17 protein-coding genes and 3 tRNA genes are annotated in these 19,325 nt (G+C 55.3%); 14 read left to right on the top strand and 6 right to left on the bottom strand.

The annotated features are described in order from the left end of the window. Nucleotides 1-49: 49 nt before the first annotated feature. Nucleotides 50-430 (top strand): SirB2 family protein, encoded by a 381-nt coding sequence (locus tag AB7E06_RS11555; RefSeq protein ID WP_094196078.1) that lies wholly within the window; start codon nt 50-52, stop codon nt 428-430. A 77-nt stretch (nt 431-507) separates the two neighbouring features. Here the strand turns inward: AB7E06_RS11555 and AB7E06_RS11550 are convergent, their stop codons facing one another. Beyond that, nucleotides 508-1,563 (bottom strand): YeiH family protein, encoded by a 1,056-nt coding sequence (locus tag AB7E06_RS11550; protein ID WP_094196077.1) that lies wholly within the window; start codon nt 1,561-1,563, stop codon nt 508-510. 100 nt (nt 1,564-1,663) lie between these two features. Here AB7E06_RS11550 and AB7E06_RS11545 point away from each other — a divergent pair, with 100 nt between their 5' ends. Beyond that, nucleotides 1,664-2,569 (top strand): LysR family transcriptional regulator, encoded by a 906-nt coding sequence (locus AB7E06_RS11545; protein ID WP_427957079.1) that lies wholly within the window; start codon nt 1,664-1,666, stop codon nt 2,567-2,569. 122 nt (nt 2,570-2,691) lie between these two features. Continuing rightward, nucleotides 2,692-3,915 carry a patatin-like phospholipase family protein gene (locus tag AB7E06_RS11540; protein ID WP_094196075.1) on the top strand — a complete coding sequence of 408 codons (1,224 nt, stop codon included), beginning with the start codon at nt 2,692-2,694 and terminating at the stop codon, nt 3,913-3,915. Between the two features lie 18 nt (nt 3,916-3,933). On the opposite strand, the gene AB7E06_RS11535 is transcribed toward AB7E06_RS11540, so the two are convergent. Beyond that, a complete protein-coding gene (locus AB7E06_RS11535) occupies nt 3,934-4,854 on the bottom strand; it encodes a DMT family transporter (protein ID WP_094196074.1) in 921 nt (306 codons plus the stop codon). Nucleotides 4,855-5,193: 339 nt separating this feature from the next. Between AB7E06_RS11535 and AB7E06_RS11530 the strand changes: the two genes are divergently transcribed. After that, nucleotides 5,194-5,269, top strand: a tRNA-Asn gene (locus tag AB7E06_RS11530). A 262-nt stretch (nt 5,270-5,531) separates the two neighbouring features. Here the strand turns inward: AB7E06_RS11530 and AB7E06_RS11525 are convergent. Further along, a complete protein-coding gene (locus AB7E06_RS11525) occupies nt 5,532-6,674 on the bottom strand; it encodes a porin (protein WP_094196073.1) in 1,143 nt (380 codons plus the stop codon). 543 nt (nt 6,675-7,217) lie between these two features. Here AB7E06_RS11525 and AB7E06_RS11520 point away from each other — a divergent pair. Next, nucleotides 7,218-7,293, top strand: a tRNA-Asn gene (locus AB7E06_RS11520). A 145-nt stretch (nt 7,294-7,438) separates the two neighbouring features. Here AB7E06_RS11520 and AB7E06_RS11515 read toward each other — a convergent pair. Beyond that, nucleotides 7,439-7,729, bottom strand: a complete 291-nt coding sequence (locus AB7E06_RS11515; protein ID WP_427957074.1) for an IrmA family protein — start codon at nt 7,727-7,729, stop codon at nt 7,439-7,441. Between the two features lie 299 nt (nt 7,730-8,028). Here AB7E06_RS11515 and AB7E06_RS11510 point away from each other — a divergent pair, with 299 nt between their 5' ends. Further along, nucleotides 8,029-9,606 (top strand): Na/Pi cotransporter family protein, encoded by a 1,578-nt coding sequence (locus AB7E06_RS11510; RefSeq protein WP_199827862.1) that lies wholly within the window; start codon nt 8,029-8,031, stop codon nt 9,604-9,606. A gap of 243 nt (nt 9,607-9,849) precedes the next feature. After that, the gene (locus tag AB7E06_RS11505; protein WP_108727120.1) at nt 9,850-10,938 is read left to right on the top strand and encodes an AI-2E family transporter; all 1,089 of its coding nucleotides are present in this window, start codon (nt 9,850-9,852) and stop codon (nt 10,936-10,938) included. A gap of 136 nt (nt 10,939-11,074) precedes the next feature. On the opposite strand, the gene AB7E06_RS11500 is transcribed toward AB7E06_RS11505, so the two are convergent. Next, nucleotides 11,075-11,458, bottom strand: a complete 384-nt coding sequence (locus tag AB7E06_RS11500; RefSeq protein WP_094196070.1) for an MAPEG family protein — start codon at nt 11,456-11,458, stop codon at nt 11,075-11,077. A 111-nt stretch (nt 11,459-11,569) separates the two neighbouring features. Between AB7E06_RS11500 and AB7E06_RS11495 the strand changes: the two genes are divergently transcribed. Next, nucleotides 11,570-11,645, top strand: a tRNA-Thr gene (locus tag AB7E06_RS11495). 318 nt (nt 11,646-11,963) lie between these two features. Here AB7E06_RS11495 and AB7E06_RS11490 read toward each other — a convergent pair. After that, on the bottom strand, nt 11,964-13,022 hold the full coding sequence (locus AB7E06_RS11490) for a DUF1176 domain-containing protein (protein ID WP_427957070.1): 1,059 nt from the start codon (nt 13,020-13,022) through the stop codon (nt 11,964-11,966). 307 nt (nt 13,023-13,329) lie between these two features. Here AB7E06_RS11490 and AB7E06_RS11485 point away from each other — a divergent pair, with 307 nt between their 5' ends. The 6 genes from AB7E06_RS11485 to AB7E06_RS11460 all read left to right on the top strand — a co-directional run bounded on the left by AB7E06_RS11485 (nt 13,330) and on the right by AB7E06_RS11460 (nt 19,286). Continuing rightward, nucleotides 13,330-13,764, top strand: a complete 435-nt coding sequence (locus AB7E06_RS11485) for a hypothetical protein (protein WP_427957067.1) — start codon at nt 13,330-13,332, stop codon at nt 13,762-13,764. Nucleotides 13,765-14,149: 385 nt separating this feature from the next. Beyond that, a complete protein-coding gene (pobA, locus tag AB7E06_RS11480) occupies nt 14,150-15,319 on the top strand; it encodes a 4-hydroxybenzoate 3-monooxygenase (protein ID WP_094196067.1) in 1,170 nt (389 codons plus the stop codon). A 38-nt stretch (nt 15,320-15,357) separates the two neighbouring features. Continuing rightward, a complete protein-coding gene (locus AB7E06_RS11475) occupies nt 15,358-15,720 on the top strand; it encodes a cytochrome c (RefSeq protein ID WP_346548812.1) in 363 nt (120 codons plus the stop codon). A 10-nt stretch (nt 15,721-15,730) separates the two neighbouring features. After that, on the top strand, nt 15,731-16,222 hold the full coding sequence (locus AB7E06_RS11470; RefSeq protein ID WP_321265830.1) for a hypothetical protein: 492 nt from the start codon (nt 15,731-15,733) through the stop codon (nt 16,220-16,222). Nucleotides 16,223-16,232: 10 nt separating this feature from the next. Then, nucleotides 16,233-17,798, top strand: coding sequence for an FAD-binding oxidoreductase (locus tag AB7E06_RS11465; RefSeq protein WP_234354390.1), 1,566 nt, complete (start codon nt 16,233-16,235; stop codon nt 17,796-17,798). A 36-nt stretch (nt 17,799-17,834) separates the two neighbouring features. Beyond that, on the top strand, nt 17,835-19,286 hold the full coding sequence (locus tag AB7E06_RS11460) for an aldehyde dehydrogenase (protein ID WP_094196064.1): 1,452 nt from the start codon (nt 17,835-17,837) through the stop codon (nt 19,284-19,286). Nucleotides 19,287-19,325 lie beyond the last annotated feature (39 nt).

Below are 19,325 nucleotides of genomic sequence, written 5' to 3'. Positions count from 1 at the left end.
CGTATACTGCCTTTTTCTGCAACCTGAACTTCAGAAGGAAATACCAGGCATGACTTACATGGCCCTCAAACACTTGCACATGACAGCCGCCGGGCTGAGCATCTTGTTTTTTATTATTCGGGCCTTCTGGTCAGTGTCCGGCTCATCCTGTTTGCAGAATCGCTTTGTGCGCATTGCCCCACATGTGATCGATACCGTCTTGCTGGTCTGTGGTCTAGCACTGGCCGGCATGTTGGGCGCCGCGGCCAACCAACCCTGGCTGATAACCAAAATTGTGCTGTTGGTGGTTTATATCGTGGTAGGCAGCTATGCCATCAAACGCGGTAAAACCCCCTTTAGCCGAGGTGTGGCCGCACTGATCGCGATTGCCATCTTTGCCTATATCGTGGGCGTGGCGCTGAACCGCAGCCCGGCTTCCTGGTTCGTTTAAGCACACAAGCAGCACATAAAAAAACCCCTGGCAGTGGAGGATTATCCCCACTGCCAGGGGCTTTTTACTGCCCCGCCTTACCAGACACCTATCCAGCGCTGAACCAACAAGCTGCTGACGGCAACTGCAATCCAGACTCCCAGGCCCAGCAAGGCAGGTCGCGCGCCGGCTCGTGCCATCACCTTTAAATCCGAGCACAAGCCAATCGCAGCCAGGGCCAGCACCATCAGGAATTCAGCCAGGAAACGCAGCGGTTCCAACCACTCCACCGGCACCCACCCGAGCGAGCGCATTGCCGAGGCCACCATGAACCAGACAATGAACCAAGGAAACACCCGCATCAGGTCAAAATCCCGACCCGCCTGACGCGAACGCCACATTTCCAGGCCAGCCAGAATCAGGCAGATAGGAATAATCAGGGTGGCACGCGTCAATTTCACGATCGTGGCGTGGTCACCAGCCTGACGGCTGTAGCTATACCCTGCCGCCACCACCGAGGACGTATCGTTGATGGCCGTGCCCGCCCATACCCCAAAACCGGCGTCGGACATATTCATCATGTGACCGGCCAAGGGGAAAATCAGCACCGCCACAATATTGAAGATAAAAATGGTCGAGATCGCCAGAGCCGTTTCATGCTCTTCGGGTTTAAGAATCGGTGTCACCGCCGCAATCGCCGAACCGCCACAAATCGCCGTCCCCACCCCGATCAAGGTACGCAGCTTGGACGGAATTCCCAAGGCACGGCCCAGCAGCAATGCTGTCACAAACGCCACCGTCAGCGTCACCAAGGTGACGGCCAGTGAATCCATGCCGGTACGCATCACTTGCGGCAGGCTCAGGCCAAAACCCAGGCCAATAATCGACCATTGCAACAGCACTTTGGACGAAAAACGCAAACCAGGTTGAAACACCGGAGCCACGCCCATGCTGTTACGCACTACCATTCCCAGCACAATGGCAAAGACAGGACCGCCAATCAAAGGCCACAATTTTCCCAGGCCCATGGCGGTAACCCCCACAGCCACCGCCAGTAAAAAACCCCACCAACGCGACGGCTTCAAAGAGAAACCCGATTTGCCCTGCGCTTTCAGGGCTGTGCTTCCTGCGGGTAAATCGGTCACACTGCTCATCTCGTCATTCCAGGTATGTAATAAGTAAAAGTAATTTTAGGTTGACCCCGAGTATTAAAAAATTCATTATTACTTATCGTAAGTATCAATTTTATTTATCATGAATGCGATCAGCATCAGACAACTGGAAGTGTTTGTCGGCATTGCCACTTTGGGCACGGTGCGCGCTTGCGCGGCCAACATTCACTTGTCCCAACCCGCCGCCAGCATGGCCTTGGCCGAACTGGAAAAGCAGCTGGATTGCCCCTTGTTTGAACGCACACCAGGGCGCATGCAGCTGACCAGTCGTGGCAAGCAATTGCTGCCGCACGCGCGCGAAATCCTGGAGCGTCTGCGGGAGATGCAAAGCCAGCAGGACGAGCGCGAGCTGCGTGGCGAAATTCGCATCGGGGCCAGCAATACGGTCGGTAACTACCTGATCGGGGATCTGGTGGGGCCATTTGTACGCCAGCATCCGCGCGTGTCCCTGCATGTGTCGGTAGACAACACGGCCAACATCATCAACCAGTTGCTCGAGCACAGCTGCGACATCGCTTGCGTGGAGGGTCCGGTCAACCATCCGCAATTGGAAGCCTGGATCTGGCGCGACGATGCGCTGGTGGTCTGCGCCGCCCCCGACCACCCACTGGCCACCAAAACCACTTTGAAAAAACAGGACTTTGCGGGCATGAGCTGGATCATGCGCGAACGTGGCTCGGCCTCCCGTGCGCTGACCGAACAAGCCCTGAATGTGCTGCCTGGCGGGCATGTGCTGATGGAGCTGGGCCAGGTGGAAGCCATTAAACAGGCCGTCATCGCCGGGCTGGGTCTGGCCTGCCTGCCACAAGCGGCCACCCAGGATGCTGTTGCCAATCAGCGACTACGTATTCTGGATACGCCCTTTCTGGACTTAAAGCGTCGTCTATCTCTGGTGCTACACAAGGAACGCTACCGCAGCCAGGTTTTAAGCGCCTTTGCGCAACATCTGCACAGCCCGGCACCGGGCTCGTCAGGCACGGAAAATTGACGCAAGTTTGCATTCTTGAAAGGGTGAAGACCGGCGGCAATGGTATCCTTGCTGCAGTGCAGCATAAACAGAAAGGATCATAAGTCCCGCTCTCCTGCCCACCTCTTGAACCGAGTGATGCCATGAATACTGTTCCTACGCCACAAGCGCAAGACGTCCCCGCTTTTGCCCGTCCCTCTTATTTGCCACCCTACGAAACCGTCGCCCTGGTGTTGCAAGGCGGTGGCGCCTTGGGGGCCTACCAAGCCGGTGTGTATGAAGGTTTGCTGGAAGCAGGAATCGAGCCCGACTGTTTGTCCGGCATCTCTATTGGGGCCCTGAACACCGCGATTATTGCGGGCAATCCCCCCGAGCGGCAGGTAGAGCGCTTGCGAGAGTTCTGGAACACCATTTGTGAGCCCTACTATGGCTGGTCTAGCCCGGCCTGCCTGGAGCGCGCCCTGTTTGGCATTAACGATGTGATGCGCGAGGCCATCAGCGCCTTCAATGCCAGCAATGCCCTGGTCTTGGGACAGCGCGGCTTTTTTCGCCCCCGCTTTCCCCCTCCCATGCAAGCCACACCAGGCGTTCCCGAGGGAGCCAGCTATTACGACACCAGCGCACTGAAAGACACGCTGGAGCGCTTGTGTGACTTTGATCGCATCAACGACAAACGTCAGCGCATTTCGGTCGGCGCGGTCAATGTGGGCACGGGTAACTTTGTGTACTTTGACAACCATCGCACCACGCTGCGGGCCGAGCACTTCATGGCCTCGGGCGCTCTGCCCCCAGCTTTCGCCCCTGTGGAAATTGATGGGCAGTATTACTGGGACGGTGGCCTGGTCTCCAATACGCCACTGTCTTATGTGCTGGATCAGTCCCCCCGCCGCGACACCCTGGTTTTTCAAGTGGATTTGTGGAGTGCGCGTGGCCCGGTGCCCAATAATATGGGCGAAGTCAGCGACCGCCTGAACGAAATCCGCTACTCCAGCCGTACGCGTATGGTGACCGAGGACATGCGTCATTCGCAGTACATGCGTCATATCCTGTCAGAGCTGTTGCCGTTGATCCCCGAAGAGCAACGCAAAGAACTGCTGCCTTGCCGTCTGGCCGAAGAGCTGGCCAGCAACAAACGCTACAACGTGGTGCACCTGATTTATCGCAACCAGCCCTACGAACAGCACTACAAGGACTACCAGTTTGGCCGCATGACCATGCGCGAACACTGGCGCAGTGGCCTGGATGATATTCGCCAGACGCTGATCCACCGTGACAAACTGAATATGCCTGCAAATCTGGCCGGCTTTACCACCTACGACGTACATCGCGACGAAATCGAAAAACGGCTGGCAAACAACGGCAAGTAAGCCAGCCTGTGCAGGGACTTAGCGGCGGCTCAAGACCATCGCGCCGCTAAGCACAAAGGCCGTACCCAGCAATTGCATGAGCGTAATGGGCTCATTCAGGAACCAGTTCGCCAGAAACAAGACCGAGACCGGGCCAATCAAACCCATTTGAGCACTCATGGGCGCGCCAATACGTTCCACCGCCCACATCGTCATAAAAGTTGGCAAGACCGTATTAAAGACGGCGTGGATCATGGACAGACCATAAACGGGAGCGGGCTGCACCAAACCCTGCCAGCCAAGCACGGCAAAAAAGTGGATCAGGGTATAGACCGCCGAGAAAGACATGGCATAAGCCACCAGCCGTGTAGAGCCAATCGCTTTGAGCAATTCGCCTGAGCCAATCAAGTAAATGGCATAGGAAATGGCCGAGCCCAGTACACAGAGCGCGCCCAGCAACACATCATCGCCTGTCAGGCTCAAATCCTGTATAAAGACCAGCCCTACCCCCAGATAAGCCAGCGCCAGAGCCAGCCACTGCTTAGGCAAAATCCGTCGTTTCAGAAAAACGGCGGAGAACAGCAGCACAAAGGTAGGCGACAAAAACAGAATCAGCCGCTCCAATCCTGCCGAAATATATTCAAGGCCAATGAAATCCAGCAAACTGGCCAGGTAATAACCCAGAAAGCCCAGCACCACCAGCTCCAGTTTCTGGCGGCCAGTCAGTGCGGCCAGCTTGCCCTGACGTACCTTCTTTACCTGCCATAGAGCGATAGCCAGAAAGAAAGGCAAGGACAACAACATGCGAAAGCCAATCACGGTCAGGGCGTTGACATCGTATTGGTAGGTCAGCTTGGCAACCACCGCCTTGGCGGAGAAAAGAATAGAACCGCCCCCCGACAGCGCCAGCCCAATTAAAAAGGAGCTGCGTTGCGCACTGGGGCTTTGACTAACTTGCATGGGGATTCATCACTTTGCAGGGCGACATGGTTAGCGCAAGAGCTATTGGCCCCGGCGAAAAAAGAGTCAGTAAGGACAATAAGATGTCGATTCTACCCTTTGCCTTGCACTGCGGCCATGTTGTCCCTGCCCGCATTCTCCACAATGACGAAGCAGCCCCTACAGCGCACCAAAAACAGAAGGGTGTGCCTGAAGCGATATCGAACAACGGGGTTCAATCAAGGCCAAGACCTCGCCTAGCCATCCTGAAAACAGCATCAATGTGCAAACAATTTTATCGCTCCCGCCCACAAAGGCTTGCACATTTCTAAAAATACATGCTATATTCTTTTTCTCTGGTCCCCGATAGCTCAGTCGGTAGAGCGACGGACTGTTAATCCGCAGGTCCCAGGTTCGAGCCCTGGTCGGGGAGCCAAGAAAACCATCGAAATCAGCCCATCGCATTTGCTTTGGGCTGATTTTTTTTGTCCCTGAAAAACGCGTCCATCCCATCACGAAGAAGCGGCGTTATTAACATTTGGACAAACAAAATCCACCCACTTATAAAGGACAGCGGGACTGCATGTTGATGCAGTCCCGCTGTGGCTCTTTTCCCCTGACCTAGCCCCTGCCCGGGACGATGCCGCCGCTGCTAACGCACTACGTCGACCCGGGACTGGCAGAATCAGTCAGAAAGATCAGAAACGGTGCGTAATACCGACCGTAGCAACCGTGCTCTTCAGATCGTTGTAGTAACCGATATTGCGAGCATAGGAACCAATGGCGTACAGATTGGTGCGCTTGGACAGATTGTGCAGGTAGCCAGCACTGAACACGTGTTGAGTCTTGGCATCATCCGTGCTGCGTGGCGTCGAACGAGGGTCAGCCATGGTCCAGGAAGCCAGAACCGAACCGGCCTTCCCAGTAGGAACGGTCACACCCAAGGCATAGGAATTGACCTTCAGGTCTTTGCGCAGACCAGGGCCAAACTGTTCTGTTTGTAGCGAGCCACCGATGTAGCCGTTGCGGCTTTGACCAAAGGCAGCATGCACCGTAGCAAAACTGAATTGGTAGCTGGCGGCCAGACTCCAGGCGCTGACATTGCCGCTTTCAGCCGCAACCAGGTTGCCACCTTGCTCACGCGCCGAACCATAACGGGCCTGGTCGAAACTCAAGGCGGCTTTCAACGGACCATCGCTATAGCGCATGGCGACGCTAAAGGCTTTGACATTCGCGTCATCGCTGTTGATGGCATTGCCCGTCAAACCGCTGCGATCCCACTTTTGGGTGCCATTGGTGTTGAAGGAGTAGCCCGCACCAAACTGAAAGCCGGAAAATTCGGGGCTTTGGTAGGCGACCATATTGTCATAACGAACCGTATTGGCGGCGTTGAATGCAGCGCCAACACCGTACTGGTAGCCGTTACCACCAAAGGGGCTGGCCACACCGGCAACGTACAAGGAAGTAACCGTGGTTTGACGGCCCAGGTCCACACGCCCCCAGGAATCCCCACTCAAACCGATCGTCGCTTGACGGCCAAACAAACGGCCTTGGCGCATATTGCCAGTGCTCAAATCAAAGCCGCTTTCCAGCACAAAGTTGGCTTTCAGACCGCCGCCCAGATCTTCGCTGCCCTTCAGGCCCCAACGATTACCCATCCAACCCTGGTCATACAGACCAAAACGGCTTTGTTTGACGGCGCCACCGTTCAAGTCACTTCCTTTCCACTGCTCGTAGCCCAGGCCGGTGTCCACCACGCCGTACAAGGTCACATTCGATGCTGCGTAGGCGGGAGCCGCCAATACGGGCATCAACAAGGCTGCCAAGATAGTTTTTTTCATGTTCTCTGTTCTCTGTAAACGTCTGAATGCCGGATTTCTTGTCTTGTCCGACTCTTGATCCAGTGCTGAGACCTACCGCCTGAACGCTGATTTACCAGCGTCAAATTCCCGCACCCCTCCTGTTTCTTGAAGCAAAACGGCTCAACAGATCAACCCTGAAACGGGAACGAAAGGGGCTTGATAGTTGAAGCACATATACTGCAAGTATTTATATTTCAGACATAAACAATATTGATGTCAACAAATTGAATGCAGCGTGTTTTCTAGGTTTCATACGCATTTTCCCTAGTTTTTCACCTACAGAGAATTCAGCAAAAAACAGGCAAAGCAGGCGCAAAGCCAGTAAACAACCGGCTTGCAACCATTTGCTACAAAACAGAGCGATGGACCTTATTGACCAGACGGTATGTTTTCAAGGGAAAAATCAGGAATTACGCCTATTGCCAAATCTGCATCCAGTTTTGCGTATATGAAAATACATTTCTTATAAAATAACTCTTTACAAGCTCGATAGCTTTACCCTATAATTATTTTCTTTGCTGGTCCCCGATAGCTCAGTCGGTAGAGCGACGGACTGTTAATCCGCAGGTCCCAGGTTCGAGCCCTGGTCGGGGAGCCAAAAATACCAAAGCCCAGCGACGCAAGTCGCTGGGCTTTTCTACGTCTGCTGCCATGAAAAAGCCTCTTGATTACGCAAGAGGCTTTTCCGGCCAGATCACGATCCTGGATCGCCTACGTTGCTCCTGCGGGCGTGATGCCGATCTCTATGGAACAAAGTTCTGCACATCCAGCCGGTCCTTGGCCAGCAAATCAACACGCTCGCCATTCATCACCGCCGTCGCCCCCGTCACCTCCACTCGCAAATTCTGATCCCAAGCGATTTCGTTATGCCAATACGCAGTGGCATAACGATCGGCACTGGAACTGCCAACATCTTCAGCCACCAACTTATTGTTTTTCTTGCTCGGCGCCTGAACAGGCTCCATTAGGGAATCAAACATAGCGTTCGCAGCGCCCATCCCCTGATTCGCAAATACCGTATCGGAATGCCACATTTGAACCGCCTGCGCCTGACTAACCTTCAAACCCTCAGCAGCATGGCCCCTGCGGCCAGCTTCACGCTTTTACAAGAATCCACATTGCCCTCTCTTTTACAATAGGGATCCCAGCGCTTTTCTACACAAAAAGAGGATGATCGCTGCATTTGCACCATACGCTTGCACCAACATCCTGTGTGCAACACTCAAGAATTTCACTCCACAGACAGCGTAACTGGCGATAATGCACCATCCAACATTCTGTTCCGGCTTTTCTCGCTAGAACCTGCCGATTATTTCGCTGTTCGCACTTTTATATGCTTGATACTCTTTTCCCCTTTTTAGGGGGGCTTGGTCTGTTCCTGATTGGCATGATGCTGCTGTCCGAAGGGCTGGTGGCTTTTGCAGGCGGCTCTCTCAAGCAGATTCTGCTGGCGTTTACCGGCAGACCTATCAAGGCCTTTGCCTCAGGCGCGCTGATTACCGCCCTGGCACAATCCTCTACCGCCACCACTGTCACCCTGATCGGCTTTGTTAGTGCAGGACTGATCTCGTTTACACAAGCCATTGGCGTGGTCATCGGTGCCAGTCTGGGTAATACCGCGACCGGCTGGATCGTCTCCGGCCTGGGACTAAAAGTGGATCTGGGCTTTTACACCCTGCCACTCCTTGGTTTGGGTGCCCTGCTCAAACTGCTGGCCCCCGGTCGCTACAAAGAACTTGGCCGTGCGCTGGCGGGTTTTGGCATCCTGTTTCTGGGGCTGAGCATGTTGCAAGACGGCATGCAAGGGCTGGCCGCCAGTTTCAGCCTGGCTCATCTGCCTACGCAGGGCTATGGTGCTCATTTTCTGATCATGTTGACCGGCCTGGCCCTGACTGCCGTACTGCAATCGTCGACAGCCGCTATTGCCATGACCTTGACCGCTCTGGATGCCGGGGCCGTCAGCTTTGACCAGGCCGCCGCCGTTGTCGTAGGCGCCTCCATCGGCACCACCCTGACCGGAATATTGGTCGCCATCGGTGGCACTATCTACGCCAAGCGCACGGCCATCGCCTACATCCTGTTCAACGTCATTGCCGGTCTATTGGGGCTGCTGATCCTTCCTGTGTTTCTCAAGGCCATGCACGCCACCGGTTCCTATATCAACATCCCGCCCGGCGCAGTCGGATTGGCCGCATTTCACAGCTTGTTCATCAGCATCGGCGCCGCCTTGTGCCTGCCCTTTACGCAACAATTTGCCCGTTGGGTGCAAAGACTGGTGCCAGATCGCTCGGCCCGTCCCCAGCACCACCTGGACGACAGCTTGCTACAAGTACCAGCTCTTGCCCTGGAAACCACCCAGCGCACTTTGGAGGAGCTGGCGCAGCGTCTACTGAACCTGTATCAACACACCCTGAACATGAGCCGCCCCAACACCGCTACCGCCGACTTACAACAAATCGAAACCGTGCTGGATCAAGCCTACGAATTTGTACTGCGTATCCCCAGCGCAGCGGATGATCCTGCCGTGGCCACCCGCATCAGTGCCCTCTTGCACACCATTGACCACATGCATCGCCTGCGCAGCCGCTTGCAAAACCCTCCCAACGGCGATCTGCACGATAGTCGCTATCAGCAAGCCCAAACCCTGGCCACCGAACTCAATACCCTGGCCCAGGCAAGCCTGCACGGGCAAGCCCCTGCCGATTGGCTCGAGCAGATACAAGTCAAGGCCCATGCCCTGACTGAACGCTTGAGCACCATTCGCGGCCAGCTTCTGGCCGCTCCGCAAGGCCATGACGACGCCTCCCGTACCCTGCGTATCACCGATACCCACCGCTGGTTCGAACGCAGCAGCCAGCATGTCTGGCGCAGCAGCTATTACTTGAATCTGGCCCGCCAAACGGAACTGTGAGCCAGACAGCTCCGGTTCCACCAAGGTGACGCCGCTACCCGCAGGCAGACATGCTCCCACCTGACGATTCATACCTAAAGCAGCTATTGCAGCCCTCCTGCTTGGCAAGACTCATATAACAAGAATATGAAAGAGCCTTTGTTCCAAGACTGACCAGAACCCTGCAAACAGATACCAAGATTCACTCCCGTCGTCAGGATTCCCCTTACAATCGGCTCAAATTCACGCTAATGGAAAAACTCCATGTCCACCCGGCCAAATTTACAATTCCGTACTTTTTTGCTTTTACTGGCCGCGGTCTCCGCTGCCTTTGTATGGATACTTCTTCCCTTTTACGGCGCCATATTCTGGGGTGCCGTTCTGGCTATTTTATTTATCCCTTTGCAACGCAAGCTGCTGGCTAAAACCAAAGGCCGGCGTTCGCTGTCTGCCCTGATCAGTTTGCTGGTTATTGTGTTGATCGTCATTATTCCGGTCATCCTGATCTCCATGTCATTGGTTCAACAAATCGCCTCTCTGTACGAGTTGATGAATAGCGGCCAATTGAACCCTGGTGCCTATTTGCAAAAGATCCTCAATGCCCTGCCTCCAAGTGTGCATGACTTTGCCGCCCGTTTCGGCCTACATGACACCGCATCCCTGCAAGAGAAGTTTTCCCAGTTTGCCGTACAAGGTGGCCAGTTCCTGACCAAACAAGCCCTGAACGTAGGCCAGAACACCTTCCAGTTCCTGGTCAGCCTGGGCATCATGCTGTACATGCTGTTTTTCCTGCTGCGCGATGGCGTGGAGCTGGGTCGTCACTACCGCCAACTGATTCCCTTGAGCGAGAACCAGAAAACCCATCTGTTTCGCAAATTCACCACCGTGGTGCGTGCCACCGTCAAAGGCAATATTGCTGTGGCTGCCACTCAAGGGGCGCTGGGCGGGATCATGTTCTGGTTCCTGGACATTCAGGGCGCCTTGTTCTGGGGTGTTCTGATGGCCGTCCTGTCCTTGTTGCCCGCTGTAGGTGCCTCGCTGATCTGGGCTCCCGTCGCCATCTATTTCTTTGTCGCGGGTCACTACGTCCCCGGCATTATCCTGACGGCCTTCGGTATTTTGGTCATTGGCCTGGTCGATAACCTGCTGCGCCCCTTGTTGGTGGGTAAAGACACCAAAATCCCGGACTACGTGATTCTGATCTCCACCCTGGGCGGTTTGTCGATTTTCGGCCTGAACGGCTTTGTGATCGGCCCGCTGATCGCCGCCATGTTCATTGCCTGCTGGGATCTGTTCCCCTCGGCGGTCAGCGCCCGCGTTGAAGCTGAAGAACAGGAAAATCACAGTAACTAAGCCCCAAGCACCCAGCCCAAGACATCCGCTGCTCTGGCCGGTTTATCAGATGAGATAGCGTGTTGTCTGGATGTATAAAAAAGGGGCTGGTTCTACCTTCTCAGGCGGAACCAGCCCCTTTACCTTTGCAGCAGATTTACACCACGACCACTGGCAAAAACAAAATCCAGATATTGACCGCCACGGCCAGGAACCACACCAGCGAACGCAAGCTGGCCTTGTCCATGATGTACATCAACAGATACAACACACGCAGCGCGATCCAGACCATCATCAGGTTTTGCACGCGCAAGGCATCTGCCCCCGACCACAAGGCCAACAACACCGCCGCATAAAAGAACGGCAGTGCCTCAAACGCATTGGCCTGCGCCGCATTGGCCCGAGAGCGCCAGCCCGACAAACTGGCCAGCCACGGACGAGGTTCGTGATTCGTAAAACCCGCCGCACCGGCTTTAGCACAAATCGCTGCCAACCAAGGCAAGAAAGCCGCTACCACCAAACTGATCTTGATCCCCAGCATCACCGTCCCCTTAACAGGCTGAAAACGCCCAACATAGCACGCTACGCCGCAAATGCGCGCGCAGAATTTACAAACTCAAAAAAAACAGGATATACTTACTGTCTTAGGTTAGCCGATGTAGCTCAGTCGGTAGAGCAGCTCATTCGTAATGAGAAGGTCGAGGGTTCGATTCCTTTCATCGGCACCAGCTAATCTAAAACCATTGAAATAAAATAATCAATAGTCATCAAATCAATGGTTTAGCTTTCTCAGCGCAGAAGCATTTGATCGCCTGGCTTCAACTATTCCACATAGACGGCCCCCAAAAAGCCCCACGGCAGGCCCCACGAAAATAGGCGCATGACAAAACAGGCGGGCAACCATCGCGGTCCAGCCCAGAAGCCGTCGGCATCTTTCAACTTGCCAACACACCATCGCCAGACTGAGCACCAAAAAAATAAACCCCAGACTCCAAAACCGGGGCTTATCCATCTCCAAAGGCCGCATCAATGGCTTTTATACAGCCTCACGGCCCAACAACTTGGCTGAGATACTCCGGAATAACCCAAGCGCCCCCCGCTCGAATCAGTGCGCAGCGCCCCGTGTCGCCGCGTTCACTTGCAACAAACTCGGCTCCATCCCAGACCGATGCTTCATAACTCCAGCAATCGCCCAACCCACGGCCCTTCATGCTGGACGAAATGGTTCCATTATCGTAGTCAGTGGCACTGGTACTGACTAATACCGGCGCAGACTGCATAGTGTTATCGATCAAAAAATAGGCTGCCCCAGCGTTGTAAGCCGCTAGCCAGCAAGGTGCGCCAACCAGGGAGAACTGCTGATTCAGTCGTGCAATTTCCCATGGCTCGGACAGTATGTCTGCGCTGCAGGATGGCTCTTGGTCAGCGGCTAGCACCTTCAAAAGCACAGGCCTGATCAAGGCGTCCTCTTGCGCTGTCATCGGGCGCAGGCTTTTATCCACTACCGGGGCACGGTTGATAACTGGCGCAGCAATAGGCGCCTTTACCGAAGACTCACTGCCTTTTCCTTTACGCAAAATAGCGCCTGGGGTATTTACCCGCCCTTGAACATCGTCCATTTTCAACAAGACCGCACTTGAACCGGCTCCCGAGAACGCATAGGTGCTGCCATTCTCACGAAAGGAGATTGCCTGATCTTTTTGCAAGGCTGTCAAAAACAGGGCTAACTGTGCCTCGTTCATTTGCCATGCTTCGTCACTCGCAAAACTCAGTGGACCTGCTTTACGGCCCGCAATAACAAGTTCTGGTGCTGAGCCTTTTTGCCACTTGGCATCACTATAGTGGGCAAGCATGACTCTATTGGCCACCGGCTCTCCACTGCCCGCTTTACGAGTCAATAAAACCGTTGAACCGGACTCTTCACCATCAGCAGCGTAACCGGCAGCACGGCAAGTTAGCGTGTTATCGCAGCTCAGGTCCCAGTCCTTATGAGAAAACGAGACTGACGCAGCATGAGCCGCTGCACCTCCCATACAGAGTACGAGCGATATAGCGACTGTTCGTACTGAAAAAAATGCACTGCGATCTTGTTTCTGCCCGCTCATTTCCTCTCCTTCCTAAGGCCTTGTCTGGATACACAGCACATGTTACGTCGCCACGGTGCCAAATGCGTTTTCCCAAGCCTATTTCCGAAAACCACATTAAACGTCCGACCGCGTGTGTGCGTGACATTATTCTGTTCTATCGCCCTCTTGGCAAAGCTTGGCGCTATCTGGCTGAGCTGCGGACGCCTGGTTCACCCTGTTGCCGTTTGTGCCCTGGCAAACCCTTTGCATCGAATGCCAACAAAAAAACATGAAATGTCTATCAAGCGATAGATAATCAAACCTCATTCACGTCGAGTACATTCTGATGCGCAAATACCTGAATCCCATTGCAATTGGCTTGCTCAGTCTCCTTGCCGTTGCCAGCCACGCGGCTTCTACCGACTTTTCCGTCACCACTGAAGATCTTAAAAAACTGCGCTCGACTTCCGCCATGCCAGGCCAAGCGAGTCCTTCGCCAAGCACGCCCAGAGTTCCAGCCCAGGACTCGGAGTTCAGCAGAAACTTCCAAAAGGCACTGAACAATGAGGAAAAAGCACGCCAGGCGGCTCGCGAGCAGCAACTGGAGCGCAACCGCCTGCCTCAGCTTGAACAGAACAGGAACCCGGCCAATCGCTTCGGCCCGCCCGACAACAAGAAAGAAGACATGGGGATTTATTTTGATGCTGAGGGCACCGCTGCGACCTCTTGCCGAAAGGACGAGCTAGGCAAGACTCGTTGCAAAGCGCGTGAACTGCGTTAGAAACCTAGCCTCAGGCGTACCGTCCGCGCGCTATTTTCAGGAACGAAACGTCATGGCTTATCGGCACGCATCAGGCCAGCCAGCGATATAAGGCCGGACCCTGCGGCTCTCACCACGGCTGCGCCGCACCATGCCAAAGTATCGAACATACCGTGTGCTGGCCCAGGCAGACAGGGCCTTAAGCTCATCCGCTCACCGTGCAAAAGGAAAAGACACACGTCCAACTCGAAGACAGAACACCTAAAATTGATTCGGCTACTCAAACAGTACTGTTCGCATAAAAACGCATAGCTGCTAGTACATATTCGATGTATTTGCCTGCTGATTTTTTCACGACAATACGCCAAACAGCGAGTAACACAGCAACATCTTGGTGGAGAAAAAAATGCGAACTCAAGTAGCTATTATCGGAGCGGGCCCGTCCGGTTTGCTGCTGGGACAGATTCTGTCCCGAAACGGTATCGACAACATCATTCTTGAACGTCAAACGGGAGACTACGTTCTGGGCCGCATTCGGGCCGGCGTGCTGGAAAGCGTCACCGTCGATGCCCTGGAGCAGGCCGGTGTCACCGATAATCTGAAAAAGAACGGTCTGGTACACAATGGCTGTGAACTGGTGTTTGGCGACACCTCGTTTCGAGTCGATTTTGAAAAACTGGTCAATCGCCATGTCGTGGTCTATGGCCAGACCGAAGTCACCCGCGACTTGATGCAGGCACGTGAAAAGATCGGCGCGACAACCGTCTATGAAGCCCAAGAGGTGGCCTTGCATGAAGTAGAAAGCAGCCACCCTTATGTCACCTATAAGCACGAAGGGCAGACACACCGTCTGGACTGTGACTTCATCGTCGGTTGTGACGGCTTTCATGGTGTATCGCGTCCCGCCATTCCGGCCGATATCCTGAAAACCTACGAGTGTGTGTATCCCTTTGGCTGGTTGGGCCTGATGGCTGACACCCCACCGGTCTCGGACGAACTGATCTATGTAAAGCATGAGCGCGGCTTTGTACTGTGCAGCCAACGCTCCAAAACACGCAGCCGCTACTATCTTCAGGTGCCCTTGAGCGACAAGGTAGAAGACTGGTCCGATGAGCGTTTCTGGGACGAACTACGCACCCGTCTGGGGCCTGAACGTTCTGCCAACCTAGTCACCGGCCCCAGCATTGAAAAAAGCATTGCCCCTTTACGCAGCTTCGTGACCGAACCCATGCGCCATCACAACCTGTTCCTGGCAGGTGATGCGGCCCATATTGTTCCTCCCACCGGCGCCAAAGGCCTGAATCTGGCCGCCAGTGATGTCTTGTACCTCTCGGAGGCGCTGCTGGACTTCTACCAGAACCAGTGTCGCGACAAAATAGAGAGCTACTCGGATCGTTGTCTGAAACGCATCTGGGGCGCGGAGCGGTTCTCCTGGTACATGACGCGGATGATGCACACCTTCCCGGACATGAATCACTGGGATCACAAACTTCAGGCAGCAGAATTTAACCAACTGATGAACTCCGAGCACGGCGCCCGCCTGCTTGCCGAGAACTACGTTGGTCTTCCCTACTAACAAAAAACATCAAAATCAATCGTAACCAGGAGACGGATATGGCTTACCACAGGCCAGCAATACAAGGCTTCACTTGCCACGCTCTCAGAACGGCTCGCTTGCTGACATTGGCGGGCCTGGGAAGCTTGTGTTTTTCGACAGGCGCTGCCGCCGAACAAGCAAAGACACTGGGGCAGAAAACCTACGAAAAAACCTGTATTTACTGTCACGAAGCAGGAATCGGCCCGGAGCTGAAAGGCCGGCAGCTTCCGCCCGAGTTCTTTGCCATTATTGTGCGCAGCGGCCTAAGAGCCATGCCTGCCTTTCCGCAGACCCATATCAGCGATGCCACCCTCAAGGAGCTAGGTCAGTATCTGTCCACCTCCCCGGCCCGGGTGCCCGCCAGCGCGACCATCAAATAAGGAGCCTGGCATGAACAGTCAACGTCGTCAGGTTCTCAAAGGCATGGTACTGACAGGATCGGCCCTGGGCAGCCTGGGTTCGTCCGCCACTGCCTGGGCAAACCGTGTACAGCAAGCGCCCCCCCTGCATGTCATTCTTACGCCGGGCCAATGCGCGTCGGCATTTCTCAGCGGCGTAAAGGCGTACCAGCCCGCGTCAGCCCCCCAGGTGCTGTACACCAGCACCGACTTGTCCTTTCTGCGCCAATGGCAAACCCTGCTAGAGCAGACAGGGCCTAAAAAAATCCTGGGGCTGGTCGATGATGCCAGCGCCACCATTGTGATCGATCTGCTGCGCAGCGCTCAGGGCCGTCTGCATTGGCAGGCCCACCACGCACAGCTCAGCACCCGGGACAGCCAAGGTCTGGGCGCTGCCTTGGCCGGGGCCGCACCCATACAATCTGCCATTCAAAACACACACTACGTAAACGGCCATCACGTGTCGTTCATGCTCGAAATTTAAGGAGGGGGTCGTGCAAAACAACAAACAAATGGTGCTACCCAAAGGGGTAGATCAGTCCCAGTTTCAACAGGCGCTGACCCAGTTCCAGACCTTGTTGGGCAAGGAAAATGTCCTGCTGGAGTCGGCACAGATTCAGCCCTACACCAAAATCATGATGTCGGTCTCCGAAGAGGCGCATACGCCCTCGGCGGTGCTGTCGGCCACCACCGTGGAGCAGGTACAGCAGATCGTCAAGATCTGCAACGAATACAAGATCCCTATCTGGACCATTTCCACTGGGCGCAACTTCGGTTATGGCTCGGCCGCGCCCGGACAACGGGGCCAGGTGGTGCTGGATCTGAAAAAAATGAACAAGATCCTCCATGTGGACCCTGATCTGTGCACCGCTTTGGTCGAACCCGGGGTGACGTATCAGCAGCTCTACGACTATCTGGAGGACAACAATATTCCTCTCATGCTGTCCTTTTCTGCGCCCTCGGCCATTGCCGGCCCGTTGGGCAATACGATGGATCGTGGCGTGGGCTATACCCCGTACGGCGAACACTTCATGATGCAATGCGGCATGGAGCTGGTGCTGGCCGACGGTCAGGTATTGCGTACCGGCATGGGCAGTGTTCCGGGCGACAAGGCCTGGCAGGTTTTCAAATGGGGATACGGTCCCACTCTGGACGGGATGTTTACCCAGGCCAATTACGGCATCTGCACCAAAATGGGGTTTTGGCTCATGCCCAAACCTCCGGTCTATAAACCCTTTGAAATCAAGTTCGAGCAAGAGGCCGATATTGCCGATATCGTGGAGATGATTCGCCCCTTGCGCATTGCCCAGGTCATCCCCAACTCGGTGGTTATTGCCAATATTCTGTGGGAAGCCGCTACCTGCAATACGCGGCGCAGCGACTACCTGAGTGAACCGGGCGCCACCCCGGACAGCGTTCTGAAGCAAATCCAGAAAGACAAGAACCTGGGAGCCTGGAACGTCTACGCCGCCCTGTACGGTACACAAGAGCAAGTGGATGTGAACTGGAAAATTGTCCAGGAAGCAGTCAAGAAAATGGGTAAAGGCACGTTGGTGACCCAGGAAGAGGCGGGCGATACACAACCCTTCAAATACCGCGCCGAACTGATGTCGGGCGTGCCCAATTTGCAGGAATTTGGCTTGTATAACTGGCGCGGAGGCGGTGGCTCCATGTGGTTCGCCCCCGTCAGCCAGGCCCGTGGCAGCGAATGCGACAAGCAAAAAACACTGGCCAAGACCATTTTGAACAAGCACGGGCTCGATTACGTCGGTGAGTTCATTGTGGGCTGGCGAGACATGCACCATGTCATCGATGTGCTTTACGATCGCAGCAATCCACAAGAGACGGCACGGGCCGATGCCTGCTTTAATGAACTGCTCGATGAGTTCGAGAAAGAAGGGTATGCCGTGTATCGGGTCAATACACGCTTTCAGGAGCGGGTCGCCCAATCATACGGAACGGTGAAACGCCAGGTCGAACACGCGATCAAGCGCGCCCTGGACCCGAACAATATCCTGGCACCGGGCAAATCCGGCATTGACCTGAACAACCCGTTTTAACTTTGCCTATCTATCCGCAGCATTGCAGGAGACATAATGAACACCAGTCAACTACTGATCAATGGCCAGCTTCGTGAGGCCAGTGGTCAACAGACATTTACGCGTCAGAATCCCGTTACCGGCCAAACCGCGACCGTCGCGGCGGCCGCCCAGCCCGATGATGTACAAGCCGCGCTGCAGGCCGCCGAGCAAGCCTTTGTGCACTGGTCAGCCCTGGGCCCCACCGAGCGCCGCCTGCGCCTGCTCAAAGCGGCGGACCTCATGGACGAGCGCGCAGCCGAGTTCATCGCCACGGTCCGTCAGGAAACAGGTTCGACCGACTCCTGGTATGGTTTCAACGTACATTTGTCGGCCAACATCTTGCGTGAAGCCGCTGCCATGACCACGCAGATTGACGGCTCCATCATCCCCTCGGATCTGCCCGGCAGCCTGTCCATGGCCTATCGCGTTCCCTGCGGCGTGGTCGTGAGCATCGCTCCCTGGAATGCACCCGTGATTCTGGCCACCCGTGCCATGGCCATGCCCCTGGCCTGCGGCAACACCGTCATCCTGAAAGCCTCCGAACAGTGTCCGGCCACCCATGTTCTGCTGGGACAAGTGCTCAATGACGCGGGCGTCGGAGCCGGCGTGATCAACGTCATTACCCACGCTCCCGAAGATGCGCCTGCTGTCGTCGAGCAGCTCATTGCCCACCCGGCCGTCAAACGCATCAACTTCACCGGCTCCACCAAGGTCGGCAAGATCATCGCCGCCACCGCCGCCAAATACCTCAAACCCGTTCTGCTGGAACTGGGTGGCAAGGCACCGGTTATTGTGTGCGAAGACGCCGACCTGGAGCAGGCCGTTGCCGGCGTAGCCTTTGGCGCCTACTTCAACCAGGGCCAGATCTGCATGTCAACCGAGCGTTTGATTGTGCATGAGTCGATTGCCTCGTCCTTTCTGGAAAAACTGGTCGCCAAGATCAAGACCATTCCAGTTGGCTCACCCGATCAGGCAGACACGCGCTTTGCCTATCTGGAAAGTGCCCAGTCTGCCCAGCGCATCAAAGCCCTGGTAGAGGACGCCGTTGCCAAAGGTGCCACCTTGCCGCTCCCCCTGAACATCGAGGGCGCCCTGATGCATCCGCTGATCGTCAATGACGTCACCCCCGACATGCAGCTCTATGCCACGGAATCCTTTGGCCCGGTCGTCACCATGACCCGCTATCACGAAGACAGCGAGGCAATCCGCTTGGCCAACGATAGCGAATATGGCTTGGCGGCAGCGGTATTCACCCAGAATGTGAACCGTGGCCTGAGTATTGCCAAACAGATACAAAGCGGTATTTGCCACATCAATGGCCCCACCGTCCATGATGAGGCCCAAGCCCCGTTTGGCGGCATGAAAGCCAGCGGTTATGGCCGCTTTGGCAGCAAATCCGCCATCAATGAGTTCACCGAACTGCGCTGGATTACCGTCCAGACGACCCCCCGCCAGTATCCTTTATAAATCTGGCCTGCAGGCCCGGGCGCAGGATCGGTCCCGGGC

This window comes from Alcaligenes sp., from assembly GCF_050255915.1.
In the GTDB taxonomy this organism is placed as follows: Bacteria; Pseudomonadota; Gammaproteobacteria; order Burkholderiales; family Burkholderiaceae_B; genus Alcaligenes; species Alcaligenes aquatilis.
This window is presented reverse-complemented; position numbering and strand designations above follow the sequence as displayed.